Below are 23,199 nucleotides of genomic sequence, written 5' to 3'. Positions count from 1 at the left end.
GATTCTTGGAGGGCCCTTTTCAGGGGTCAACAAAGTCCCGCGAGTTTCCCAAGTGTTTAGGCCGCCGCGCTAAACATCACCTTCCCGACCTCGATCTCCGTGTTCAGCGCCCCTGCCCTGGCGCCTCCGGCAGATAGGGCCACGCCACCACGACGGCGATCATCATGGGCGCGGCGACCAGCGCGGCCGCCAGCGGCGGCTCGAAGCCGACCGCCAGCAGTCCCGTGGTCACGAGCGCGCCGCCCGCGCCCGCGAAGCCATAGATCGCCCGGAGGGCGCGCGTGCAGCCCTGGCGGATCGACACGGCGAGCGCCTCGGCCGACGCCTGCATCGCCACGTCCAGCGCGCCGGCGACGACACCGGCCATGAACAGGCCGGCGGCCAGCAAGGCCGGGGATCCCGCGAACGCCACCGCGGGCGGCAGCAGCGCCGCCCCCAGGCCGGCGACGAGCACCTGCCGCCGCGCGCCGATCCGGGACCATCCGGCGCCCAGGCCCCGGGCGCCGAGCCACGCGCCCGCCGTCAGCGAGAGCACGGCTGTGGCGAGCTCCGCCGCGTCGAGTGCCAGGTGATGCGCCAGGCAAGGCAGGAGCGCCAGGACGCTGGCGATCCCGCAGCCGGCGACGATGAAGGCCAGGCGCACGGCCAGTCGCGCTTCCGGCCGATCCCCGGCGGACTCCAAAAAGGACCAGCCGTCGTCCAAGGCGCTCATCCCGCCGGATCGACCGGCAGCACCTCGGCCCCGCCCTTGCGCAGCGCCTTCAGGACGCCCGCGCCGGCATCGCGCTCGATGACGATCGTGTGCAGCGCCTCCAACCCCGCGACCCGGTGGGCCGCCGCTGCCTGCAGCTTGTCGCTGGTGACCAGGCCGACGACGTGGCGGCTGCGCTCGACGAGCGTGCGCTTGAACGCGGCTTCCCGGAAGTGCGTCGTCAGGATCCCGTCGCTCATCGACAGCGCGCACACGCCGACGAAGCCGCGATCCACGCGCAGACGCGACAGGCTGTCCACCGCCGCCGCGTCGACGCAGCCGCCCAGATGCGGATCGACCTCCCCGCCGATCATCAGCAGGCGCAGGTCCTGACGCCGCAGCACGGCGGCGGCCACGTCGACCGCATTGGTCGCGACCGTCAGATCCGCGTCTTCCGGCAGGAACTCGACCAGCGCGAGGTTGGTGCTGCCGGTGTCGAGGAACACCAGCTCGCCCGGCCGGACGGTGGCCGCGCCGGCCCGCGCCAATGCCGACTTGCGTACCGGCGCCTCCTTCATCCGCGCCGCGAGCGGCCGGTCGTTGGCCGCGATCGGCACCGCGCCGCCGTAGACCCGCCGGCACAGGCCGTCCGCGGCCAGCGCGCGGAGGTCGCGGCGGATGGCGTCCTCGGACAGGGTGAATTCGGTCGCCAGATCGGCCGCGACCACGGCCTGACCGGCGGAGAGCCGCTCCGCGATGACGCGGCGGCGGGCGTGAGGAAGATCGGCGAGCGACATGGCGTCCCAGCAAGGTGAAACGCGATTTTGCACGTTTTCAATCGTTCATGCACATTCATGCACGATTTTCAATATTCGCCGTCACCGACGGCGACGCCTTCAGTTCCGTTTTCAGCTCCGCCCTGGAGCACCGTCGCAGTGGTGAAGCACGTGCCGATGGAACTGGTCGTGCAGGTTCATCGCGCTGCTCCCCGCGATGCCGTCGAAGTGGTATCCGACGCCCACACCGTGCAGGCCCGGCAGCAGGCCTCGCAGGCCCGCGACGGGATCGCCCGTCGGAGAAAAGCTCTGCACCAGGTCCTTGGCGCGTGCCAGGTTGCCGGGCGGCAGCTGCTTGACCAGGCGGTCGCTCAGATGGGCCGGACAGAACGCCGTGACCGGCACCGGCGTCCCGGCGCTCAAGGCGGCGTACATCGCTTCGCCGCCGCCCTTGGAATGACCGACCACACGAACGGTGAAGCCCTGGAACGCCGGATTGCCCGCCGCCAGTTCCTGCACTGTCGCCAGCAGGGTCCGGGCCTGGCGATAGCTCTTGGGCGTGCCGCCGAGACCGGCGTAGAGATTCGCACCCCATTGCGACAGCGTCGACATGAAATTCCGACCGGGCCTGGAGCGTTCCGACAGCGTCGAGCCGGTCTTCTTGCCCGCCGTGGTGCCGCCGAACGAGAGCACCAGCTCGCGCTGGCCGCGGTTGTGGAACAGCACCGCCGCCAGCCCGCTGTCGCGGTCGACGATGGCTCCGGAACCGGCCTGGACGCCGGCGTTCTTGAGGCCCATCTGCTCGCGCAGCGACGCGGCCGTGTCGTCCGCAAGCACCCAGCCGTCCGTCAGTGCCTTCTGGTCGCGGTGATAGGGATAACTCGCCAGCAGCGCGTCGCTGCGCAAGCGGGCCAGCGAGATCGGGTCGGTCGGCATCTCGCCTCGCTCGTAGTGTCCCGTCCGGGGCAGGGGCGGCTGCTTCAACGTCTTCAGGGGAGCGGCGCCCGGCCGTGCGCCATCGCGCCGGCGGATCGCCCCCCGACGATGGAGTCCGCCGACACCCTCTGAGGCTCCACCGCCTTGGCGCAGACCTGTCAGTCCCGAGGAAGTCTTCGACGGCGACGATGACTGCGACCACGCCCGGGGTCGTTCGCTGTCGGGCGCGGTCGCCGTGGGGGTCCAGGCGACGTTCGACGTGGAGGACGTGACGGCACTCATCGCGCACCCCGGCTGGCGCGCAGCAGCAGCGCGGCGGTTCCGGCGCCGAAGGACCGATCGCCGGCGGCATCGGAGCGCACGATCGCCGCCAGGTCCATCAGCGCCTCGATGCGATCGGCCAGCCCCTCCGCGTCGTCGTCGAGCGGGTACTCCCGGATCAGCACGAACTGGCGCCGCAGCCCGTCCGCGGCGATCACGGCGCCGTCCAGCGCCGCGCGGTCCGCATTGAAGCGCAGCAGTCGCAAGGCCAGCGCGCCGCCCGTGTCTTCCTGCGGGATGGCCATCACCCGCGCCACCAGGACCACCGAATCGCCGGCCTCCGACATCTCGGCGACGAGCTGGACGGCCTCCCCCGCATCGATCAGGACCAGCAGCCCGTCCCGGGCTTCGAGCGGCGTGGCGGTGCGTTTGGACAGGGCGGCGAGAAGTTCGCTGAAACGCCCGGAGCTTGTGGACGGATCGGTCATGGCGAGGCTGCAGGGTGGAAAACCGTGTCAGTCGCCAAGCTCCCCGGGATGTTCTATGAGCAGGCCTCCCCTCTATTTGCGTTTCACTCGATCTGCACGTTCGCTTCCTTGACGAGCTTCGCGAACTTGCCCGTCTCATTGCGGATCTGCGTCGCCAGCTGCTCGCTGGTGCCGCCGGTGGTCTCGGCGCCTATCTCCTCCATGCGCTTGCGGAACTCGGGCGCCTGCAGGACCTTGACCATTTCGGTGTTCAGCTTCGTCACGATGTCCTTGGGCGTGGCCGCCGGCGCGAGCACGCCGAACCAGGTGCCGATGTCGAAGCCCTTCAGGCCGGCCTCCTCCAGCGTGGGCACGTCGGGCAGCGCGCTGGAGCGCCGGGCCGTGGTCACCGCCAGCGCGCGCAGCTTGCCGGCCTTGATGTGCGGCAGCACCGGGGTCACGGTGTCGAAGGACATCTGGATCTGGCCGCCGAGCAGGTCCGTGGCCAGCGGCCCGCTGCCCTTGTAGGGCACGTGCAGCAGCGTCGTGCCGGTGAGGTTCTGGAACTGCGTGCCGATCAGGTGCTGCGCCGTGCCGTTGCCGTTGGAGCCGTAGGTCCACCCGCCGGGCTTGGCCTTGAGCTGCGCGACCAGTTCCTGCACCGTCTTGGCGGAGGTCTGGCTGGCGTTGACGACCAGCACGTTGGGGACCAGCGCGATGCCGGTGATGGGGACGAAGTCCTTCTGGAAGTCGTAGGGCAGCTTCTTGTAGACGCTGCTCGCGATGGTGTGGTGGACCGCGCCGATCAGCAGCGTGTAGCCGTCGGGCTTGGCCTTGGCGACGTAGTCGGCGCCCAGCGTGGCGCCGGCGCCGGGCCGGCTTTCGACGATCACCGGCTGGCCCAGGCTCTGCTGGAGTTTCTCGGCCAGCGCGCGGGCCAGGACGTCCGTCGTTCCACCGGCCGGGAACGGCACGATCAGGGTGATGGGCTTGGCGGGCCAGGGTTGGGCGAGCGCCGGTGACGCGATGCCGAGCGCGCCGGCGGCCGCGGCGATCGCCGAGGCCGCGATTAGCAGCCGACGGCGGAAGGAGGTCGGAACTTGGCTCATGGTTTGTCTCCTGGTCGATGGCTCTGACGGCCATTCGAAGGGTGGTACTGCGTGAGACCGCAGCCCTCACCCCCGCCCTCTCCCGCAAGCGGGAGAGGGAGTGAGAATGCACCGAGCCATTCGACTCAGGAGCACTGGGGTGGCCCCCTCTCCCGCTTGCGGGAGAGGGCGGGGGTGAGGGCCAGCGGCGGTGGAAGTCAGGAGCGTCAGCGGGGTTGGCGAAGCGCCGCCACGACGGCGGCGGTGACGTCGGTCGTCTTCGCCTTGCCGCCGAGGTCGCCGGTGTGCAGCGCGGGATTCGCCGTGACGGCCTCGATCGCGCGCATCAGCCGTCCGGCGGCGTCGTGCTCGCCGAGGTGCTCCAGCAGCATCACCGCGGACCAGAAGGTGCCGACGGGGTTCGCCAGGCCCTTGCCCATGATGTCGAAGGCCGATCCGTGGATGGGCTCGAACATCGACGGATAGCGGCGTTCCGGATCGATGTTGCCGGTGGGCGCGATGCCCAGGCTGCCGGCCAGCGCCGCCGCGAGGTCGCTGAGGATGTCCGCATGCAGGTTGGTCGCGACGATGGTGTCCAGCGTCGCGGGCTTGTTGACCATGCGCGCGGTCGCCGCGTCGACCAGTTCCTTGCCCCAGGTCACGTCGGGGAAGTCCGCCGCGACCTGCGCCGCGATCTCGTCCCACATCACCATCGCGTGGCGCTGCGCGTTGCTCTTGGTGATCACCGTCAGCAGCTTGCGCGGCCGCGACTGCGCCAGCTTGAACGCGTAGCGCATGATGCGTTCGACGCCGGTCCGGGTCATGATGGACACGTCGGTGGCCGCCTCGATCGGATGGCCCTGGTGGACGCGGCCGCCGACGCCGGCGTATTCGCCTTCCGAGTTCTCGCGCACGATCACCCAGTCGAGGTCCTTGGGCCCGCAGCGCTTGAGCGGCGCGTCGATGCCGGGCAGCACGCGGGTCGGGCGCACGTTGGCGTACTGGTCGAAGCCCTGGCAGATCTTCAGCCGGAGGCCCCACAGCGTGATGTGGTCGGGGATGTCGGGATCGCCGGCGGAACCGAACAGGATCGCGTCCTTGTCGCGCAGCGCCGCCAGGCCGTCGGCCGGCATCATCTCGCCGTGCGCGCGGTACCAGTCGCCGCCCCAGCCGAAGTCCTCGAACTCGAAGCGGAAGCGGTCGGTCGTCGCGGCCAGCGCCTCCAGGACCTCGCGGCCCGCGGGGATCACTTCCTTGCCGATGCCGTCGCCGGGGATGGTGGCGATGCGATAGGTCTTCATGGGGGTCGGTCTCCAGGTGATTCCAGGTGATTCCAGGTGATTGCACGTGATTGCAGGTGATGTCGGGAAACTGCTGCACCGACTCTAGGAGGGCCCTGCCTGCCGGATCGCGGCTAAAGTCAACCCGTCTTCAACCTGGATTCAACAATCCGCAAGGCCCCTGCCATGGCTTCAAGAACCTCGCCGCGCGTCGCCGCCGCCGACGCCATCGCGCCGGCGGACCTGGGCTTCTTCTCCACGCTGTGCAGCGCCGGCAGCCTGAGCGCGGCGGCGCGCGAGCTCGGCGTCACCACGGCGGCGGTGAGCAAGCATCTGACGCAGATGGAGAGCCGGCTGGGCACGGCGCTGCTGAGCCGGACCACGCGGCGGATGAGCCTGACGCAGGAAGGCGAGCTCTACCTGGAGCACGCCCGGCGGATCCTCGCGTCCATCGACGATCTGCAGGAGGTGATGAGCGCCAGCGGCGGCACGGCCAGCGGCCTGCTGCGCGTGAACGCGACGCTGGGATTCGGGCGGACGCACATCGCGCCGCTGATCTCGGCGTTCGTGCGCCAGCATCCGAAGCTGCAGGTGCAGCTGCAGCTGTCGGTCAATCCGCCGCCGCTGCACGAGGACGCCTTCGATGTCTGCATCCGTTTCGGACCGCCGCCGGACGCGCGGGTCATCGCAAGGCGGATCGCACCGAACCGGCGTCTGCTGTGCGCCTCACCGGCCTATCTGAGCAAACACGGGACGCCGAAGACGCCGGCGGAACTGGTCCGGCACGACTGCATCGGCATCCGTCAAGGCGAGGAGGCGTACGGCCTGTGGCGGCTGTCTTCCAAGCGCGGCCGCAAGACGGTCACCGAAGCGGTGAAGACGCGCGGCGCGTTGACGACGAACGACGGCGAGATCGCGGTGAACTGGGCGCTCGACGGCCACGGGATCCTGATGCGCGCGGAATGGGACATCGCGCGTTATCTCGCGAGCGGTCGATTGGTCCAGGTCTTGCCGGAGTGGGAGACGCCCGACGCAGACATCTATGCGGTCTACCCGCAGCGGGTCCAGGGCACCGCGCGGGTGAGGCAGTTTGTGGCGCATCTGGCCAAGGCGTTGGGCAAGCCGGGTTGATCGGCTCCCCGCCCGCCGCAGCGACGCGGATCATCGGCGTTCAACCATGCAGGCGCGTCGTGATGAGCGGCGCTATCGCAACGATGACGGTGACGCCCAGCGTAGCCAGGCTGACCGCCATGCCGATCGACCACTTCATGGCGCTCGCGATCATGACCCGCATGTCGACGCGAAGGTCGCCATGGGTCTTGTACATATCGGCGCGGAGAGCGCCGAGGCCCTCCTTCATTTCCGCGCGCAGCTCGCCGAAGCCTTCCTTCATTTCTCCGCGAAGCTGCTCCAGCTGGGCACGAGTGGCCAGCGTCGGCAGGACCGCCTCGATCGCCTGGACACGTGCCGCCATCTCGGTATCGGTCCTTGCGACGCGTTCGGCGGCGCCGCTCTCATAGGGATTCATCTGCATCATCTTTTTCCTCGATCAACAGCGGACCCCCGCCCGCCATGGAGAGCCACTCTGCCACCGCCGATCGCGCCCAAAATCGAAAACGGACCCTCTTCCCCCATCAGTCGGTCTCAATCTGGAATCTCGTTGCGGCGCGTCAAAGGATGGCGAGAAAAATCATCCGGATGGGGGTGTGAATCGCTCGCGACGGTGGCCCCATTGGGGGATGGAGGCAACGCCTGGCCCCGTCCTACACTCGTCTGACACACGGTCCTCGGCCCCAGCAGGTGGCGTCGGAGGGACCTGCATCCAGGGAGCCCTCACATGCCCAAGATCACGCGTCGCGCCGGCTTGCGCGCCTCCGCGGCACTGGCCACCGCAGGCCTGTCGAGCCCATGGCGCGCCTTCGCGCAGGCATCGTCGCCCGCGCCCTCCGCTGACCGAGCGGCAAGCGCCGCCGTGGCCGCCGTGGCCGCCGTGGCCGCCAGCACTGCAGCGGCATCCACTCGCGATCAGCCTCAGCACGAGGGCCCTGAAGGCGCCCTGCTCGCCGAACGGCTGAAGTACGAAGGTGTCGCGCTCGCGGCGATGCGCATCCGTGACGGCGTGACCATCTTCAGCGGCGCCAGCGCCCGCGGGCCGGTGCCGGATCCGCAGGCGCTGTTCGAGCTGGGCTCGATCACGAAGACCTTCACCGCGTTGCTGCTCGCGGACGCGGTGACCCGCGGCCTGATCAAGCTCGACGATCCCGTCGAGGCCGCCCTGCCCGACCGTCTCCGGCTGCGCGACAGCCAGGACACGCCGCTGCGCTGGGTGGATCTGGCGACGCAGCGCTCGGGACTGCCGCGCCTGCCGTCGAACCTGATCGTCCGTCCGGACGACGGCAACCCCTATGCCGCCTACGACTGGACGCAGATGGCCGCGTTCCTGTCGGACTGGAAGGCCACCCGGCCACGCGACACCGCGTACGAGTATTCGAACCTCGGCTTCGGCCTGCTCGGCCAGGCGCTCGGCTTCCTGCAGCAGCGCGACTACGCGGCGCTGCTGCGCGAGCGCGTGCTGGTGCCGCTGGGCATCGCGGACCAGATCTTCCTGAGCCCGCCGCCCGGCCGGCGCTTCCTCGACGGACACGACAAGTCCGGCAAGCCGGTCGACCACTGGACCTTCCGCCCGGCGATGGCGGGCGCGGGCGCGCTGCTCGGCAGCACGCGCGGGGTGGCGCGTTATGCGCAGGCAGCGCTCGGGCAGTTCGACCATCCGCTGAAGGAGGCGTTCGCGTTGTGCCTGCGCCGGCACGGCGCGCGCGACGTCCCGGGTGCGGGCATCGGCCTCGCATGGAACGGCGGCGTGCTGCCCGGTCGCATCGCGTTCAATCACGACGGCGCGACCTTCGGCTTCAGCAGCTCGCTCTGGCTGGATCCGGCCAAGGGAAACGCCTCGGCGGCGCTCGCGAACGCAGGCATGGGCATCGCGGACCTGGCGCTGCATCTGCTGGAGCCGGCCATCCCGCCGGCGGACATGTCCTTGACGCGCCAGGCCACGGTGACGCTGACGCCCGAACAGCTCAAGCCGCTCGAAGGCGTGTATGTGCTGTCGCCGTCGATGAAGATCACCGTGCATGCCGAAGGCGAGCGGCTGTTCGCGCGCGCGACCGGGCAGCAGGGCTTCGAGCTCTTCGCGAAAGCGCCGCTGGTGTTCTTCGCCAAGGTCACGCCGCTGGAGATCGTGTTCGATCCCGGAAAACCTGGGGAAGGCGACGACCGCAGGGCGCCGGCGCTGACCGTCAGGCAGGCGGGCAGAAACACCCGCGCACCGCGGGAGCCGTGAGTCTGTCCGGCATCCCTCCGCTGCATCCTGTGAGCCCCGTCGGACGGTCTGTCGCACGGCCTGGGCGATGAGGCATCGCGCGGGCTAAGGTGACGTCGTGCCGCGTGGATCGAACACGATCGTCTCCGCCACCTTCTCCCTCGCTTTCTGCGTCACCCGCTGCATCAAGGAGTGCGTCATGGGCTTCGTCGGCCTGCTGTTCTGGTTGCTGCTCTTCGTGTTGTGCTGGCCGCTGGCCCTGCTGGCGCTGGTCCTGTGGCCGATCGTCTGGCTGCTGACCTTGCCGTTCCGCCTGATCGGCCTCAGCGTGGAAGCCGTGTTCGCGCTGCTCAAGGCGATCCTGTTCCTGCCGGCCCGGATGCTGGGCGGACGTCCATGACATGAGCGCCACGCGCGGCCACGACCGTCCGAGCCCCCGTCGACTCAGTAGTGCACGACGGAGCGGATCGACTTGCCCTCGTGCATGAGGTCGAAGGCGTCGTTGATGCCGGTGAGCGGCATGGTGTGGGTCACGAACGGCGCGAGCTGGATGTCGCCGCGCATGGCGTCCTCGACCATGCCCGGCAGCTGCGAGCGGCCCTTGACGCCGCCGAAGGCCGTGCCCTTCCAGGTGCGGCCCGTGACCAGCTGGAACGGCCGCGTCGAGATCTCCTGACCCGACCCCGCCACGCCGATCACGATGGACTGGCCCCAGCCGCGGTGCGCGCATTCGAGCGCCGCGCGCATCACGTTGACGTTGCCGATGCATTCGAACGAATGGTCCACGCCCCAGCCGGTCATCTCCACGATCACCTGCTGGACGGGCTTGTCGAAGTCCTTCGGGTTCACGAAGTCGGTGGCGCCGAAGACCTTGGCCAGCTCGAACTTCGACGGGTTGGTGTCGATCGCGATGATGCGGCCGGCCTGCGCCAGCTTCGCGCCCTGGATCACCGCCAGGCCGATGCCGCCCAGGCCGAACACGGCGACCGAGTCGCCCGGCTGCACCTTGGCGGTGTTCTTCACCGCGCCCAGGCCGGTGGTCACGCCGCAGCCCAGCAGGCAGACCTGCTCGGGGTTGGCGTCCGGGCTGATCTTGGCCAGCGACACCTCGGCCACGACGGTGTACTCGCTGAAGGTCGAGCAGCCCATGTAGTGGTAGACCGGCTTGCCCTCGTAGGAGAAGCGCGTCGTGCCGTCGGGCATCACGCCCTTGCCCTGCGTCGCGCGCACGGCCACGCACAGGTTGGTCTTGCCGGACTGGCAGAACAGGCACTCGCCGCATTCGGCGGTGTAGAGCGGGATCACGTGGTCGCCGGGCTTGACGCTGGTGACGCCCTCGCCCACCTCGACGACGATGCCCGCGCCTTCATGGCCGAGCACCGCGGGGAACAGGCCTTCCGGATCGTCGCCGCTGAGCGTGAACGCATCCGTGTGGCACACGCCGGTGTGGGTGATCTTCACCAGCACCTCGCCCTTGCGGGGCGGCTCGACGTCGATCTCGACGATCTGCAGCGGCTGTCCGGCGGCGAACGCGACGGCGGCACGGGATTTCATGGGGTGGGCCTTTCAGGAGAATGGGAATGCGGACGCGTCCGCAAAGGACGCGTCGGTTCGAACCAGTCTATCGCGAGCGCTCCGGCGCGTGCGCGCTCTTCAGACGCCGCGCTCCGCGTCGACATGACGGCTGGCGAGCAGCGCCGCCTCCACGCGGCTGCGGACCTGCAGCTTCTGCAGGATGTTGGTCACGTGGTGCTTGATCGTCTTCTCCGACAGGAACAGCGTGTCGCCGATCTCGCGGTTGGTCTTGCCGCCGCCGATCAGCGACAGGATGCGGCGTTCCCGGTCGGTCAGTTCCTGCAACGGATCCGGCGCCTTGCGCTGGGTCAGCGACACCAGCATCTCCGCCGCGATGGTCGGCGACACGTACACCTCGCCGGCGACGGCCGCGCGCAGCACGCCGGCCAGTTCCTTGCCCGAGACCCCCTTGAGCACGTAGCCGCGCGCACCCGCCTTGAGCGCGGCGAGCAGCTTGTCCTTGTCCTCCGACATCGTCAGCATCACGATCGCCGTCGCCGGACAGGCCATCGCGATGCGCTCGGCCGTCGTGATCCCGTTCCAGCCCGGCATGCTGATGTCCAGCAGCACGGCGTCGGGCAGCAAGGCCTGCGCCAGCGCCAGCGCCTCCTCGCCGGACGCCGTCTCACCGACGACCCGGAATCCCGGATCCAGCGCCAGCGAATGCACCACGCCCTGGCGGAACAGCGGGTGGTCGTCGACCACCAGCACCTCGATCGCGTCAGCGCTCATCGTTCGTCCTCGTCATGTTCCTGCCGTCCTCGCCACCGGGACGTGCCGTCGACGGCAGGTCCACCCGGATCCTCGTGCCCTGCCCCGGCGCGCTGCTCACGCCGAAGGTGCCGCCCTGCGACTCCACGCGCTGGCGCATGCCGCTCAGGCCCAGGCGCCGATGGGCGCGTGCCTGCGCGGGATCGAAGCCCGGACCGTCGTCGTCCACGGCGAGCCGGATGCCGCCCGCATCGGTGCGCAGCTCGACGAGGCAGCGGCTGCCGCGTGCGTGCCGGAACACGTTCGCCAGCGATTCCTGCAGCAGGCGGTACAAGGTCGTCTTGATCCGCAGCGGCGCCGGCTGGTCCGGATCGACCGCCGTCTCCAACGTCACGATCACGGCGCCCCGCGTCTTCGCCTCGAAATCGCGGACCACGCGCGCCGCGACGGCGTCGAGCGCCAGCGGCTCCAGTTCCGGCAGTTCGAGGTCCGCGGAGATCGCCCGCAGGTCCCGCATGGCGGCCTGCACGGCGTCGCTGATGCGGTCCAGGTCCGGCAGGAGCGCGGCGCCGACGGATGGCCCGAAGGCTCCGGCGACATCAGCGTCAGCGCCGCCCACGGCGGCGTCCGTCTGCGCATCGCGCAGGTTCTTGATCTGCATCAGCGCGAACCCGAGGTCCTGACTCGGACCGTCGTGCACGTCGGCCGAGACGCGCTGCAGCAGCGCCTCGTGGGTCGAGATCGCGTCCTCGGCCGCGCGTCGCACGCGGGCGTTCAGCGCGTCGTTCTGCGCATGCATCGCGGTCAGCTGCATCAGCCGCTCGCGCAGCTCGTTGCGCTGGTTGACGATGGTCTGGCTGCCTCGGCGCACGAGCAGGAACAGCAGCAGGTAGGTCGCCAGCATCGTGCCCGCGACGATCAGCCAGCCGCGCCGCTGCGCGCTGCCCGCTTCGCGGTCGATCTCGTCGGGCATCTGGTAGAACTCGGCGATTGCACCGATGTGCCCGCGCCCGGCGGTGTGGATGGGCGTGTAGGTCTCGATCATCCGTTCCAGCGGCTGGCCGTGATCGGTCTGCCGGCGGCCGCGTCGCACGCTGATCTCGGAATAGACGCTGCCGGCCGCGGCGATCTCCAGTCCTTCGTCGATCTCCAGCTTCTGGCCGACGCCTTCGCCGTCGCTGCTGAACAGGACGACGCCGTCCGGGCGCCAGATCCGCAGCGAGACGATGCGTTTGGCCCAGTCCGCGTCGACGACCAGCGACTCCAGCGCGCGGCGGTCCGCATCGCCGATCTGGCCCGTGCGATGGAGACCGTCGAGATGCGGCGCGATGAAGCCGTCCACGTACAGCGCGGTGTCGCCGCCGATGCGGTGCACGACGCTTTCCTCGACCTGCTTGCCGACCCACCAGCCGATGACCAGCGTGGACGCGAGCAGCACGGGGAAGCTCACCAGCAGGAACTGTTGCGACAGCGACAGCGGCAACAGGCGCGACCACAGCCGCGACAAAAGCCGCGACAGCCACCGCGTTCGCGACGGGGGCCGTGGCGTCTGGGGCGGGGCCGGTGAACTCATCGGGCGGCACTGTAACAGCGTGCTTCCGGCCCGCCCATGGACCAAGGTCCCGACCGGTCGCGACCTTGGTGCCGACGCAATCCCGCCTTTGTGCCCTGGGCGCGGAGGCCGCGCATTCCTAGCATCGCGCTGTCTTCCAACCCCTTTCAACCCCCTTTCGCACCACCTTCAGGGAGCTCTCCATGACCTCGACCTCTTCTTCCTCGCTGCGCCGCGGCCGCGCGCTGCTGACGGCCCTGGCGCTGACCGCCGCGAGCGGGCTGGCGATGGCCGCCTCGTCCAAGGGCTGCGACGGCGGCGGCTTCCGCGTCCTCGGGCTGAGCGGCAAGGCCAACCAGACCGTGGCGGCGGGCAGCGTGCCGGCGCGCTTCCTGGTGCAGGGCAAGTACGTGCAGTTCGAGGTCGACGCCGCCAGCTTCGGCATCCGCGACTACGTCCTGACCGGCGCGGCCAATCCGCTGGACATGACCGGCGGCGTGCCCACGCCGGTCTTCGCGTCCAAGCTGCCCGACCATCGCGGCGCGGTGCTCACCGGCGGCGTCGACGTGGACCTCGACACCACCGACATCGTGCTGATGCGCGAAGGCCCGCAGGTCGCGATGAAGATCCAGGCCAAGGACTGCGCCAACGGCGGCGTCTTCCAGATGGAGGTCGCGCGCACGGACGGCACGTCGACGGTGTTCACGCACGTGCTGGCCACGCATCCGTCGAATCCGAGCCTGAACGCCTTCTACTTCGACAACCGCAACTTCCGCAACCTGGAGGGCGACGCCGTGCCCTACAAGGACACCACCGTCGTCGTGACGCCGCGGGTGAACTTCGGCAACGACTACTCGGCGCGCTTCGTCGGCCGCGATAGCCCGCAGGTGGCCACGCGCATCAACGACGCGGCCTGCGTGAACGCGATCGTCAAGCGCGACGGCACCATCGCCAAGGTCAGCCATTGCGGCCTGACCTCGCGCTGGGACGTCAGCAGCGGCGGCCGCATGGGCATGGTCTTCGGCGAAGACGCGACCGAGGTCGCGCCGCCCGCCACCATCTGCACCCACAAGTGCCAGGCGCAGAACCAGGTCAAGGGCCAGGCGCGCTCGCTGGGGTCGCCGTTCCCGGTCGCGCCGGCCGACCGGCTGCTGCCGCGTCAGTGATGAGGTCGACGACGCCCCGTTGATGAGGCCCGTGATGAGGCCCCGTTGAAGAGGCCGTCGTGAGGGGCCATCGGCGACCCGCCCCGCGCGGTCGCCGATGTCAATCCGTGAGCAGATAGCGCGCCATGAGGCGCGCCTGCGTCTCGCTGACGCCCAGCGTCGGCATGGCGTTGTGCGCGTCGATCGCCTGCGGATCGCGGATCCAGGCGGTCAGGCCGTCTTCGGTCGGGAAGGCCTTGCCGCCGATCCGGTCGCGTCCCGCGAGGCCGCTCAGACGAGGGCCGTTGGACGTGTCCGGCCCGACCACGCCGGGGATCGTGTGGCAGGCCGTGCAGCCGTGCTGGCGGAACGCGCGCTGCGCGAGTTCGACCGTCGCCAGCGGCGGCACCAGCGGCGCAGGCGCATCGACGATGCCGTCGCAGCGCGCCGCCGCCACCCCTTCGACTTTCCCGACCGACACCGGCGACTTTTCCGACGACTGTGCCGGCGACGCCGTCAGCGCCCGGTACTGATCCGGCGTCATCAGCGGCAACGCGTCGAGGAAGGCGACGATGGCCCAGAGCTCGCCCTCTTCCAAGCGGTACTCCCAGGCCGGCATGCCGCTCATCTTGATGCCGTTGCGCGTGATCCAGTAGAGGTCCTGCGGACGCCAGTGGCGCGTGGCCTCCACGAGCGAGCTCGGCACCGGCTGCATGCCGAGCGAGAACGCCTGCGGCGCCACGCCCGGCGCGCCGTGGCAGGCGACGCAGCGGTCGCGGAAGCAGGCGGCGCCCTGCACCACGCGCTCGCGCGTGAGCAGGTCGCGCGGCGGCGGGTGGGCGTCCGAGCGTCGCTGCACCGCGCGCTGCAGCGCGATTTCCAGCAAGGAATGCACCGGCTGCAGATGCGGCCCGGTCGCCGACACGTCGTAGACGCCGAACCAGACGAAGGCGGCCGCGCCGGCCGCCCCGAGCACGCCGGCCGCGGCAAAGGCGGCCATCACGGCTTTCACAGGGGAAACGCTCGGGGAGAGACGACGCTTCGGCTCGGTCATGGCCGCAGCAAGGCAAGCGCGATGCCGGGTCCGCGGCGATCGCCGGCGCTCCGGCGGCCTCCTTGTCGACGACTCGCGAAAACCCGAAGCGGGGCGGGCACTTCGTGTGCCAGGGAGCGCGCATGACGCGCCCTCGCCTCCTGTCGATTTCCCTGGGTCTTCTGCTGTCGGCCTGCGGTCCGGCGCCGGACGAGCCGCTGCGGCGCTGGCAGGTGGACGCCGCCGATATGGAGCGCGGCCGCCATCTGATGACGCAGTTCCAGTGCGGCAGTTGCCATGCGGTGCCCGGCGTGCCGGGCGGCGGGCAGCGGGCGCCGGCGCTGGAGCGCTTCGGACGACGCGCCTACATCGCCGGTCAGTTGCCCAACTCCCCCGAGGTCCTCCAGCGCTGGTTGCTGGACCCGCAGGGCCTGCTGCCCGGCACCACGATGCCGCGCCTCGGACTGTCGGAGCGCGATGCGCGCGACATCGCCGGCTACCTGCTGTCGCTGCGATGAGCGCGGGCGGCATGCTCCGACCGGCCGGTCCGCAGGCGGAAGCGCTGGCCGGCGTCATGAACACGACGCTGATCGTCTGCGCCTTCGCGTTCGTCTTCGCGATGGTCTGTCTGGCCGCGGCGCTGTGGTGGAAGGGACGTCGGCCCGTCTCGACCGCGCTCTGGCTCTGGGGCGGCGGCCTGGTCCTGCCCGTGCTGGTCTTCGGCGGGCTGCTGCTGCACGGCGACCGGCAGGCCTTCGGTTTGGACGACCCTTCGCCGCCCGGCGCCATGCGTGTCGCCGTTACCGGGCATCTGTGGTGGTGGTCGATGCGATATGAGGCTGAGCCGGACGCCCCCGCGTTCGCGACCGCCAACGAGTTGCGCGTGCCGGTCGGCCGGCCCGTGACGCTGACGCTCGCCTCGGACGACGTGATCCACAGCTACTGGGTACCGGCGCTGGGCGGCAAGGTCGACATGGTGCCCGGGCGGCTCAACCGGCTGACCTTCACCGCGTCGCAGCCGGGCGTGTTCCGCGGGCCGTGCTCGGAGTACTGCGGCACCCAGCACGCGGCGATGGTGCTGCAGGTCGTCGCGATGCCGCCGGACGAGTTTGCGCGATGGCGGCTGGCGCAGGCGGGTGCCGCGCCGGAGCCCGTCTCGCGCCAGGCCTTGCGCGGTGCGGCGCTCTTCCGCGAGAACGGCTGCGCCGCCTGCCATGCGGTACGAAGCACGGTCCGTGGCGGCGATACGGGCAACGCGGGCGGCTCCGGATCCGCGAGGCAAGACCTGGCCCATGCGCCGCCGCTGGGGCCTGATCTGACGCACGTGGCGAGCCGCCTGTGGCTGGGCGCCGGCGCGCTGCGCAACCGCGATCCGCTCGGCGATCCGCGGACGGCGCTGCGGCAGTGGATCCGCGACGTGCAGCAGGTCAAACCGGGCGCGCGCATGCCCGCCTACCGGCATTTGAGCGCCGAGGAGATCGACGCGATCGTGGAGTTCCTGGCCGGACCGCCGGTGGCGGGCGGCGGGTCCGATCGCCCGCTGGTCGCGGCTTCTCCATCGCGCCATGACGGCCCGACGCCATGACGCGCCCCGACAACCGCCGGCCGCGGCCTGACGGCGAACTCGACCGCCTGCGCGCCGCCTGGGAACCGCCCAAGGGCTGGCGCGTCGTCGGCAGCGTCAACAACGTCTTCATCGGCAAGCTCTACATCGCCACGGCCTTCGTCTTCCTGCTGCTGGGCGGCGTGCTGGCGCTGCTGATGCGGGCGCAGCTGGCCGCGCCGGACCAGACGCTCTTCAGCGCGCCCATCTTCCAGCAGCTGTTCACCATGCACGGCACGGTGATGATGTTCCTCTTCGCCGTACCCATGGTCGAGGCCATCGCGGTCTTCCTGCTGCCCAACATGCTGGGCGCGCGCGACCTGCCCTTCCCGCGCCTGTCGGCCTACTCCTACTGGATGTACGCCATCGGCGGCCTGGCCTTCTATGCCACGCTGTTCTGGCAGCTCGCGCCGGATTCGGGCTGGTTCATGTACCCGCCGCTCAGCAGCGCGAAATACTCGCCGGGGCTCAACGCGGACTTCTGGCTGCTGGGCATCGGTTTCATCGAGATCTCCGCCATCGCCGGCGCGATCGAGCTCATCACCGGCGTGCTGATGACGCGCGCGCCCGGCATGACGCTGGGCCGCATGCCGGTCTACGCCTGGGCCATGCTGGTGGTCGGGGTGATGATCGTGCTGGCCTTCCCGGCGGTCATCGCGGGCACCGCGCTGCTGGAGATCGAACGCGCCTTCGACTGGCCCATCTTCGACGCCACGCGGGGGGGCGACCCGCTGTTGTGGCAGCACCTGTTCTGGTTCTTCGGCCACCCGGAGGTCTACATCATCTTCCTGCCGGCGGCGGGGCTGGTCTCGACGATGGTTCCGGCGCTGGCGCGCACCTCGCTCATCGGCCGCCACGCGATCAGCGCGGCGCTGGTCGCGATCGGCGCGGCGAGCTTCCTGCTGTGGCTGCACCACATGTTCACCGCCGGCCTGGGCGGGCTCGGGCTGAGCCTGGTCTCCATCTTCAGCGTCGCGATCGCCATTCCCGGCGCGCTGCAGATCTTCGCGTGGATAGGCACGTTGTGGCGCGGCCGGCTGCAGTGGACGACGGCGACCTGGTTCCTCATCGGCTTCCTCGTCACCTTCGTTGTGGGCGGGCTCACCGGCGTGATGCTCGCGCTGCTGCCCATCGACTGGCAGGTGCACGACACCTACTTCGTCGTCGCGCATTTCCATTACGTGCTCATCGGCGGCATGGTGCTGCCGATGTTCGCGGCCCTCTACCACTGGATCCCGCTGTGGAAGGGCCGAGCGATGTCGGAGCGTGCGGGCCGCTGGGTCTTCGGGCTGATCTTCGGCGGCTTCCACCTGACCTTCTTCCCCATGCACATCGCCGGCATGCTGGGCATGCCGCGCCGCGTGCACACCTATCCAGGGGGACTGGGGCTGGAGCTGCCCAACCTGCTTTCCACGGTCGGCGCCTTCATCATCGCCGCGGGCGTGCTGCTCTTCGTCATCGACCTCGTGCGCAGCCAGCGCGGTCCCGAGCAGGAACACAACGATCCGTGGCGCTCCTCGACGCTGGAGTGGCTGCCCAGCGAGACCTACGGCACGCGCAGCATTCCGCACGTCGAGCATCACGAGCCGCTGTGGCATCGCCCGTCCCTGCATGAGGAGGTCGAAGCCGGCGTGCACTGGTTGCCGGGCTCGATCACGGGAGGACGCGAGACGCTGCTGACCAGCCCCGTGCAGGCGCATCCGCTGCGCGTGGTGATGATGGCCGGCGACAGCCTGTGGCCGGTGCTGGCGGCGATCGGCACGGCAGCGTTCTTCCTGCTGATGACGGTGAAGCACGTCAGCGGCACGGTGGCGGGCGGCGTGCTGGCGATCGTCGCGATCTGGGCATGGCTGTGGCAGACCGACCGCGCGCCGCCGTTCGAGGAGGCTGAGGTGGCGGACGGCGTGATGCTGCCGATGGGGGTGACGGGGCGACAGGCGCCGTCGTTCTGGGGCGTGGTGATCCTGATCGTGGTCGAGGCGACGATCTTTGCGTCGATGGCCTTCGCGCATCTGCATGCGGCGATGAAGCTGGACGTGTGTCCGCCGCCGGGCGTGGGGCTGGCGAGCAGCGCGCTGCTGCTGCAGCAGACGCTGGGCTACGCGTTGAGTCTGGTCTTCGTCGTGTGGGCGGGGCTTGGTGCGTGGCGCGCGCCGGTGTCGAAGTGGCGTGCCGTGCTGCTGGTGCCGGCGTTCGGACTGGCTCTACTCGCGTTCTACAGCGGTTTGGAGACGGCGTGGCCGGCGGAGCGGCCGCCGACCCTGGATGCCTGGACGGGCACGTTGGCGGCACTGCACAGTCTGCAGGGATTGCAGCTGGCAGTCGCGCTGATGCTGGCGCTGTATTACGCGGCGCGGATCGGATCGGGGCTGGTCCGGCCCCGACAGCATGCCACGCGGGAGGTGGTGGTGATGCTGTGGGGGTGGATCTGCGTGCAGGGGGTGATCACCGTGTGGTGGCCGCGTCTCGTCGCATGAATTCGAGGTCAGCGAGCGTGTGTGGGGCCGGAATGGGGCTTGGGGTTCGCGGACGCGAGGCCCCATGCCCCGTGGAGAGCCCGCGCTTGGCCAACCGGAGTGATCTCCCGCTCAAACGCCGAGGATGGAGACTGCCTTGGTATTGAGGTAGGACTCCAGCGCTTCCGGCCCGCCTTCGGAGCCGTAGCCGGAGTCTTTCACGCCGCCGAACGGCATTTCTGCGGAAGGAGTTGCGGGCTGGTTGACCCACAGCATCCCGACTTCCATGCGTTGGGCCAGCAGGTGGGCGTTCTTGATGGACTTCGTGAACGCGTACCCGGCGAGTCCGAATGGTAGCCGGTTGGCTTCCGCGATGGCTTCCTCGAGCGAATCGAAGCCGCGCACGGCCGCGATCGGTCCGAAGGGTTCGTCGTTGAACACGGACGCGTCGAGCGGCACGTCGGCCAGCACGGTGGGGGCGAAGAAGTTGCCGGCGTTCCCGACGCGTTCTCCGCCGGTGGCGATCTTGGCGCCGCGTTCGCGGGCTTCGGCGACGATCTTGGACATGGCGACGACGCGTCGTTCGTTGGCGAGGGGTCCGAGGGTGGTGCCTTCGGCGAGGCCGTCGCCGAGTTTGAGTCCTTGCGCGTGCTTGACCAGTGCGGCGGTGAACTCGTCCTTCAGGCTGTTGTGGACCAGGAAGCGGGTGGGCGAGATGCAGACCTGTCCGGCGTTGCGGAATTTCGCGGCGCCGGCGGCCTTGACGGCCAATGCGACGTCCGCGTCGTCCGCGACGATCACCGGGGCGTGGCCGCCGAGTTCCATCGTCACGCGCTTCATGTGCGCGCCGGCCATTGCGGCGAGCTGCTTGCCGACGGGGGTGGAGCCGGTGAAGGTGACCTTGCGGATGATCGGGTGCGGGATCAGGTAGCTGGAGATTTCATGCGGGTCGCCGAAGACGAGGCCGACGGTGCCGGGGGGCACGCCCGCGTCGACGAAGGTCTGCAGCAGTGCCGCGGGCGACGCCGGGGTTTCCTCGGGCGCCTTCACCAGGAAGGAGCAGCCGGTGGCCAGCGCCGCGCCGAGCTTGCGCACGATCTGGTTGACGGGGAAGTTCCACGGCGTGAACGCGGCGACGGGCCCGACGGGCTCCTTCAGCACGAGCTGCTGCGCGGCCAGGTTGCGCGACGGCACGATGCGGCCGTAGACGCGACGGCCTTCGTCGGCGAACCACTCGATGATGTCGGCGCCGGCGAGGACTTCCACCTTCGCTTCGCCGACGGGCTTGCCCTGTTCCTGGGTCAGCAGCTTGGCGATCTCGGGCGCGCGTTCGCGCAGCAGCGCGGCGGCGCGGCGCATCGTCGCGGCGCGCTCGTGCGCGGACACGTTGCGCCAGGCTTCGAAGCCCTTCTGCGCGGCTTCCAGCGCGCGGTCCAGGTCGACCTTGCTCGCATGCGCGACCTTGCCGATCACGGTGCCGGTCGCGGGGTTGCGCACATCGATGGTCTTGCCGCCGGCGGCGTCCACCCATTCGTTGGCGATCAGCAGGCGGGTGTCGGGATAAGAAGCGGAGGTGGTCATCGTGGAGTCCTCGAAGCCGGGTGGAAAGGGGATGGCTCACTCTACCCGCTCACTGCCGGCGGGTGCATCACGCCCGGCCATATCCGACATCACGCGACGGCATACCTGGCGCAGCGCGTCCGGATGGGTCGCAGAGCGCCCGGAAGCGCCCTGAGGTGCCGCGATGGACCCGGGACCGCCGCTTGCCGCCCAGGCGGCACCCTGTTTCCGCGATGCATGGATGACTGTTTTCCCGACTTCACCGAGTTCCCTGCCCAGCCGCCGCGCGTCGCCGCCTCTGCGGAGGTGGCTCCTGTGCGCGCTGATGCTCTGCGCGGCGGCCCTGGCGATGCCCGCCTTCGCGCAAGACCCGGCGCCGGAGCCGACCGATCCGGCGAAGCTGCTCGACCTGGCGAAGGCTGAACTCAAGGCGGCCCAGCCCAAGCCGGGGAAAGAGCTGACGAACGAGGACCTGAGCGACATCAAGAACAAGGTCGAACGCGTGAAGTCGCGCATCGACCAGGCCCGCTCCGCGCTTCAACCGAAGCTGGACGATGCCAAGAACCGCCTGACGCAACTCGGCGCGACCCAGGCGGACGTCAAGGAGACGCCCGAGGTGGCGCAGTTGCGCGCGCAACTGGGGCGGGAGGTCGCCACGATCGACGGACAGATGAAGGTCGCCAACGACCTTGGCGGACAAGCCGACAGCACGCTGCGCAACGCCAACGCCGCCCAGCGCCTGCAGTTGAGCGCCCGGCTCGGCGAGCGCGTGCCGTCCCTGCTTCAATCGGGATTCTGGCGGGCCCTGGGCAGCGATCGCGCGGCTGACATGGAACGCGCCCGCGTCTTCGGCATCGAGTTCCGAGCGCTCTGGTCCTCCGTCCCGGCCACCGCCTGGGCGACCTTCGTCGCAGCTGTCGCGGCATGGCTGCTCCTGTGTCTAGGCGCCCGGAGATTGACCGCGCGCCTGTGTGCGACGCGCATCCCGCCTGGGCGGCTGCGCCGGTCGCTGTTCGCGGTGAGCGAGGTGATCCTGCGCACCTTGCGACCTGGCCTGATCGCCCACGGTCTGGTGCTGACCTTGACGGCCAGCCTCGTCGATGGCGCGCCGCAGGGTCCGGACTCGCTCGCCCAGTGGCTGGACACGGCCGAGATGATCGTCTGGTTCGGGGGCTTCATCGCTGGGCTGGGTGCCGCGCTGTTGATGGCGCGCAAGCCGTCGTGGCGGCTGCTGCCAGTGCCCGACGTCGCCGCCTCGCGGCTTGCCTGGCTGCCGCGCACGCTCGCGGCGGCTGTCGTGCTGGGTTGGCTGTCGTCCCGCACCGCGGCGACGCTGGATCTGAGCGCCTCGAGCAGCAGCGCCGTGCAGACGCTCGCATCGCTGACCTTCGTCGCGGTGCTCGGCTTCGCCATCGCACAACTGCGGCGACACGCCGGCGGTGCGACGCAGGACGGCGCCGACCTCGCCGACGCCGGCACGGGGAAATCTCCCGAGCTCACGATCCGCCCGCTCTGGCTGTCGGTGCTGCGCGCCGTTGCGTGGTTGACGCTGGTCGGCGCGACGCTGTCGCTGTTGATCGGCTTCGTGTCGCTGGCGATGTTCGTGCTCAACCAGATCGTCTGGGCGCTGATCGTGATCGGCGGCGCCTATCTGCTGACGGTGCTGGTCGACGACCTCTTCATGACCCTGCTGGCGCCCTCGCCCGCCGCGCCATCTGGCGACGGCAAGGGTAGCGCGGGCGCAAAACCCGGCGCCTCCGCGTCCCCGACCGCCTCCGCCGACGACGGCCCCGCTCCGCCCCGCACGCGCGAGCAGACCGCCCTGCTGCTCTCCGCCGTCTGCCGCCTGTCCATCGTCTTCTTCGCGCTCCTGTTGTTGCTGGCCCCGTACGGTGAAGGCCCAATGGACCTGGTGCGCCGGTCCGGCAGCCTGCAGGACGGCATCACCGTCGGCACCTTGCAGCTCAATCCGATCAAGCTGCTGCAGGCGCTGACCGTCCTGTTCGTCGGTCTGGGCGCGGTGCGGCTGCTCAAGGGCTGGCTCACCGACAGCTACATGCCGACGACGCGCATGGACGTCGGCATGCGCTCGTCCACGACGACGCTGTTCGGCTACATCGGCACCGTCGTCGCCATCGCCGCCGCTTTGCGGGCGTCCGGTTTCAGCATGCAGAGCGTCGCCTGGGTCGCCAGCGCGCTGTCGGTGGGCATCGGTTTCGGTCTGCAGTCCATCGTGCAGAACTTCGTCTCCGGCCTGATCCTGCTGGCGGAGCGGCCAGTGAAAGTGGGCGACTGGGTTTCGCTGTCCGGCGTCGAGGGTGACATCCGCCGCATCAGCGTGCGGGCCACCGAGATCCAGATGGGCGACCGCTCGACGGTCATCGTGCCGAACTCGGAGTTCATCACCAAGATCGTCCGCAACGTCACCTACGGCGAATCGCTCGGCATGGTGCAGTTCAAGCTGCCGATGCCGCTGGCCACCGACACCGACCGCGTCAAGGCGCTGGTGCTGGAAGCCTTCCAGGCGCACGGCGGCGTGCTGGCCACGCCGGCGCCCAACGTGCAGCTCGACGGCGTCGACGGGACCAACCTGATCCTCAACGCGTCGGGCTTCGTGAACTCGCCGCGGGCGGCCTACGGCATCAAGAGCGAGCTGCTCTTCGCCGTCCTGTCGCGCCTGCGCGCCGAGGGCCTGCTGCCGGGACAGACCTCGCCGCCGGCACCGGTCTGAACTCCGCCTTGAAGC

At 69.9% G+C, this 23,199-nt stretch carries 20 protein-coding genes; 8 read left to right on the top strand and 12 right to left on the bottom strand.

What is annotated here, in order from left to right:
* Positions 1 to 103: 103 nt before the first annotated feature.
* The 6 genes from ACQZ13_RS14590 to ACQZ13_RS14565 all read right to left on the bottom strand — a co-directional run bounded on the left by ACQZ13_RS14590 (position 104) and on the right by ACQZ13_RS14565 (position 5,520).
* Positions 104 to 712 (bottom strand): hypothetical protein, encoded by a 609-nt coding sequence (locus tag ACQZ13_RS14590; protein WP_431053077.1) that lies wholly within the window; start codon positions 710 to 712, stop codon positions 104 to 106.
* Positions 709 to 1,488 (bottom strand): DeoR/GlpR family DNA-binding transcription regulator, encoded by a 780-nt coding sequence (locus tag ACQZ13_RS14585; RefSeq protein WP_431053075.1) that lies wholly within the window; start codon positions 1,486 to 1,488, stop codon positions 709 to 711. The genes ACQZ13_RS14590 and ACQZ13_RS14585 overlap by 4 nt, the downstream gene beginning before the upstream one ends.
* Before the next feature lie 111 nt (positions 1,489 to 1,599).
* Positions 1,600 to 2,403 carry a hypothetical protein gene (locus ACQZ13_RS14580; RefSeq protein WP_431053073.1) on the bottom strand — a complete coding sequence of 268 codons (804 nt, stop codon included), beginning with the start codon at positions 2,401 to 2,403 and terminating at the stop codon, positions 1,600 to 1,602.
* Between the two features lie 278 nt (positions 2,404 to 2,681).
* Positions 2,682 to 3,152 carry a CesT family type III secretion system chaperone gene (locus tag ACQZ13_RS14575; RefSeq protein WP_431053071.1) on the bottom strand — a complete coding sequence of 157 codons (471 nt, stop codon included), beginning with the start codon at positions 3,150 to 3,152 and terminating at the stop codon, positions 2,682 to 2,684.
* A gap of 83 nt (positions 3,153 to 3,235) precedes the next feature.
* Positions 3,236 to 4,240: a Bug family tripartite tricarboxylate transporter substrate binding protein gene (locus ACQZ13_RS14570; RefSeq protein WP_431053069.1), complete on the bottom strand. Its 1,005-nt coding sequence runs from the start codon at positions 4,238 to 4,240 to the stop codon at positions 3,236 to 3,238.
* A gap of 206 nt (positions 4,241 to 4,446) precedes the next feature.
* Positions 4,447 to 5,520: a tartrate dehydrogenase gene (locus tag ACQZ13_RS14565; protein WP_431053067.1), complete on the bottom strand. Its 1,074-nt coding sequence runs from the start codon at positions 5,518 to 5,520 to the stop codon at positions 4,447 to 4,449.
* A gap of 165 nt (positions 5,521 to 5,685) precedes the next feature.
* On the opposite strand from ACQZ13_RS14565, the gene ACQZ13_RS14560 reads away from it, so the two are divergent.
* The gene (locus tag ACQZ13_RS14560; RefSeq protein ID WP_431053065.1) at positions 5,686 to 6,630 is read left to right on the top strand and encodes a LysR substrate-binding domain-containing protein; all 945 of its coding nucleotides are present in this window, start codon (positions 5,686 to 5,688) and stop codon (positions 6,628 to 6,630) included.
* A 40-nt stretch (positions 6,631 to 6,670) separates the two neighbouring features.
* On the opposite strand, the gene ACQZ13_RS14555 is transcribed toward ACQZ13_RS14560, so the two are convergent.
* A complete protein-coding gene (locus tag ACQZ13_RS14555) occupies positions 6,671 to 7,033 on the bottom strand; it encodes a hypothetical protein (protein ID WP_431053063.1) in 363 nt (120 codons plus the stop codon).
* 303 nt (positions 7,034 to 7,336) lie between these two features.
* On the opposite strand from ACQZ13_RS14555, the gene ACQZ13_RS14550 reads away from it, so the two are divergent.
* Together ACQZ13_RS14550 and ACQZ13_RS14545 are read left to right on the top strand one after the other, a co-directional pair.
* The gene (locus ACQZ13_RS14550) at positions 7,337 to 8,839 is read left to right on the top strand and encodes a serine hydrolase domain-containing protein (protein ID WP_431053061.1); all 1,503 of its coding nucleotides are present in this window, start codon (positions 7,337 to 7,339) and stop codon (positions 8,837 to 8,839) included.
* A gap of 178 nt (positions 8,840 to 9,017) precedes the next feature.
* On the top strand, positions 9,018 to 9,218 hold the full coding sequence (locus tag ACQZ13_RS14545; RefSeq protein ID WP_431053059.1) for a hypothetical protein: 201 nt from the start codon (positions 9,018 to 9,020) through the stop codon (positions 9,216 to 9,218).
* A 44-nt stretch (positions 9,219 to 9,262) separates the two neighbouring features.
* Here the strand turns inward: ACQZ13_RS14545 and ACQZ13_RS14540 are convergent, their stop codons facing one another.
* The 3 genes from ACQZ13_RS14540 to ACQZ13_RS14530 form a co-directional block, all read right to left on the bottom strand.
* A complete protein-coding gene (locus tag ACQZ13_RS14540) occupies positions 9,263 to 10,372 on the bottom strand; it encodes an S-(hydroxymethyl)glutathione dehydrogenase/class III alcohol dehydrogenase (protein WP_431053057.1) in 1,110 nt (369 codons plus the stop codon).
* Between the two features lie 99 nt (positions 10,373 to 10,471).
* Positions 10,472 to 11,125, bottom strand: coding sequence for a response regulator (locus ACQZ13_RS14535; protein WP_431053055.1), 654 nt, complete (start codon positions 11,123 to 11,125; stop codon positions 10,472 to 10,474).
* Positions 11,115 to 12,611, bottom strand: a complete 1,497-nt coding sequence (locus ACQZ13_RS14530; RefSeq protein WP_431053053.1) for a sensor histidine kinase — start codon at positions 12,609 to 12,611, stop codon at positions 11,115 to 11,117. Before ACQZ13_RS14530 ends, ACQZ13_RS14535 begins: the two co-directional genes overlap by 11 nt.
* Before the next feature lie 248 nt (positions 12,612 to 12,859).
* On the opposite strand from ACQZ13_RS14530, the gene ACQZ13_RS14525 reads away from it, so the two are divergent.
* On the top strand, positions 12,860 to 13,822 hold the full coding sequence (locus ACQZ13_RS14525) for a hypothetical protein (protein WP_431053051.1): 963 nt from the start codon (positions 12,860 to 12,862) through the stop codon (positions 13,820 to 13,822).
* A 100-nt stretch (positions 13,823 to 13,922) separates the two neighbouring features.
* Here the strand turns inward: ACQZ13_RS14525 and ACQZ13_RS14520 are convergent, their stop codons facing one another.
* A complete protein-coding gene (locus tag ACQZ13_RS14520) occupies positions 13,923 to 14,801 on the bottom strand; it encodes a c-type cytochrome (protein ID WP_431053049.1) in 879 nt (292 codons plus the stop codon).
* 176 nt (positions 14,802 to 14,977) lie between these two features.
* On the opposite strand from ACQZ13_RS14520, the gene ACQZ13_RS14515 reads away from it, so the two are divergent.
* Genes ACQZ13_RS14515 through ACQZ13_RS14505 form a run of 3 tightly spaced genes read left to right on the top strand, consistent with a single transcriptional unit; the run spans position 14,978 to position 18,914 of the window.
* Positions 14,978 to 15,352, top strand: a complete 375-nt coding sequence (locus tag ACQZ13_RS14515) for a c-type cytochrome (RefSeq protein WP_431053047.1) — start codon at positions 14,978 to 14,980, stop codon at positions 15,350 to 15,352.
* Between the two features lie 11 nt (positions 15,353 to 15,363).
* A complete protein-coding gene (gene coxB / locus ACQZ13_RS14510; protein WP_431053045.1) occupies positions 15,364 to 16,419 on the top strand; it encodes a cytochrome c oxidase subunit II in 1,056 nt (351 codons plus the stop codon).
* Positions 16,416 to 18,914, top strand: coding sequence for a cbb3-type cytochrome c oxidase subunit I (locus ACQZ13_RS14505; RefSeq protein WP_431053043.1), 2,499 nt, complete (start codon positions 16,416 to 16,418; stop codon positions 18,912 to 18,914). The genes coxB and ACQZ13_RS14505 overlap by 4 nt, the downstream gene beginning before the upstream one ends.
* 111 nt (positions 18,915 to 19,025) lie before the next feature.
* Here ACQZ13_RS14505 and ACQZ13_RS14500 read toward each other — a convergent pair whose 3' ends face one another.
* Positions 19,026 to 20,474: an NAD-dependent succinate-semialdehyde dehydrogenase gene (locus ACQZ13_RS14500; RefSeq protein ID WP_431053041.1), complete on the bottom strand. Its 1,449-nt coding sequence runs from the start codon at positions 20,472 to 20,474 to the stop codon at positions 19,026 to 19,028.
* Positions 20,475 to 20,694: 220 nt separating this feature from the next.
* Here ACQZ13_RS14500 and ACQZ13_RS14495 point away from each other — a divergent pair, with 220 nt between their 5' ends.
* Positions 20,695 to 23,184, top strand: coding sequence for a mechanosensitive ion channel domain-containing protein (locus ACQZ13_RS14495; RefSeq protein ID WP_431053039.1), 2,490 nt, complete (start codon positions 20,695 to 20,697; stop codon positions 23,182 to 23,184).
* The last annotated feature ends 15 nt before the right edge of the window (positions 23,185 to 23,199 follow it).

It is taken from the genome of Roseateles sp. L2-2 (genome assembly GCF_050613215.1).
In the GTDB taxonomy this organism is placed as follows: Bacteria; Pseudomonadota; Gammaproteobacteria; order Burkholderiales; family Burkholderiaceae_C; genus Roseateles; species Roseateles noduli.
The sequence above is the reverse complement of the archived record's forward strand: the minus strand, read 5'-3'. Positions and strand labels throughout refer to the sequence as shown.

What these genes read in the sequence shown, in the direction of transcription:
- ACQZ13_RS14580 (WP_431053073.1), bottom strand. Translation starts at nt 2,403, where the DNA reads ATGCCGACCGACCCGATCTCGCTGGCCCGCTTGCGCAGCGACGCGCTG.
- ACQZ13_RS14575 (WP_431053071.1), bottom strand. Translation starts at nt 3,152, where the DNA reads ATGACCGATCCGTCCACAAGCTCCGGGCGTTTCAGCGAACTTCTCGCC.
- ACQZ13_RS14495 (WP_431053039.1), top strand. Translation starts at nt 20,695, where the DNA reads ATGACTGTTTTCCCGACTTCACCGAGTTCCCTGCCCAGCCGCCGCGCG.
- ACQZ13_RS14500 (WP_431053041.1), bottom strand. Translation starts at nt 20,474, where the DNA reads ATGACCACCTCCGCTTCTTATCCCGACACCCGCCTGCTGATCGCCAAC.
- ACQZ13_RS14520 (WP_431053049.1), bottom strand. Translation starts at nt 14,801, where the DNA reads ATGGCCGCCTTTGCCGCGGCCGGCGTGCTCGGGGCGGCCGGCGCGGCC.
- ACQZ13_RS14505 (WP_431053043.1), top strand. Translation starts at nt 16,416, where the DNA reads ATGACGCGCCCCGACAACCGCCGGCCGCGGCCTGACGGCGAACTCGAC.
- ACQZ13_RS14525 (WP_431053051.1), top strand. Translation starts at nt 12,860, where the DNA reads ATGACCTCGACCTCTTCTTCCTCGCTGCGCCGCGGCCGCGCGCTGCTG.
- ACQZ13_RS14540 (WP_431053057.1), bottom strand. Translation starts at nt 10,372, where the DNA reads ATGAAATCCCGTGCCGCCGTCGCGTTCGCCGCCGGACAGCCGCTGCAG.
- ACQZ13_RS14570 (WP_431053069.1), bottom strand. Translation starts at nt 4,240, where the DNA reads ATGAGCCAAGTTCCGACCTCCTTCCGCCGTCGGCTGCTAATCGCGGCC.
- ACQZ13_RS14585 (WP_431053075.1), bottom strand. Translation starts at nt 1,488, where the DNA reads ATGTCGCTCGCCGATCTTCCTCACGCCCGCCGCCGCGTCATCGCGGAG.
- ACQZ13_RS14590 (WP_431053077.1), bottom strand. Translation starts at nt 712, where the DNA reads ATGAGCGCCTTGGACGACGGCTGGTCCTTTTTGGAGTCCGCCGGGGAT.
- ACQZ13_RS14565 (WP_431053067.1), bottom strand. Translation starts at nt 5,520, where the DNA reads ATGAAGACCTATCGCATCGCCACCATCCCCGGCGACGGCATCGGCAAG.
- ACQZ13_RS14535 (WP_431053055.1), bottom strand. Translation starts at nt 11,125, where the DNA reads ATGAGCGCTGACGCGATCGAGGTGCTGGTGGTCGACGACCACCCGCTG.
- ACQZ13_RS14550 (WP_431053061.1), top strand. Translation starts at nt 7,337, where the DNA reads ATGCCCAAGATCACGCGTCGCGCCGGCTTGCGCGCCTCCGCGGCACTG.
- ACQZ13_RS14545 (WP_431053059.1), top strand. Translation starts at nt 9,018, where the DNA reads ATGGGCTTCGTCGGCCTGCTGTTCTGGTTGCTGCTCTTCGTGTTGTGC.
- ACQZ13_RS14560 (WP_431053065.1), top strand. Translation starts at nt 5,686, where the DNA reads ATGGCTTCAAGAACCTCGCCGCGCGTCGCCGCCGCCGACGCCATCGCG.
- ACQZ13_RS14555 (WP_431053063.1), bottom strand. Translation starts at nt 7,033, where the DNA reads ATGCAGATGAATCCCTATGAGAGCGGCGCCGCCGAACGCGTCGCAAGG.
- coxB (WP_431053045.1), top strand. Translation starts at nt 15,364, where the DNA reads ATGCTCCGACCGGCCGGTCCGCAGGCGGAAGCGCTGGCCGGCGTCATG.
- ACQZ13_RS14515 (WP_431053047.1), top strand. Translation starts at nt 14,978, where the DNA reads ATGACGCGCCCTCGCCTCCTGTCGATTTCCCTGGGTCTTCTGCTGTCG.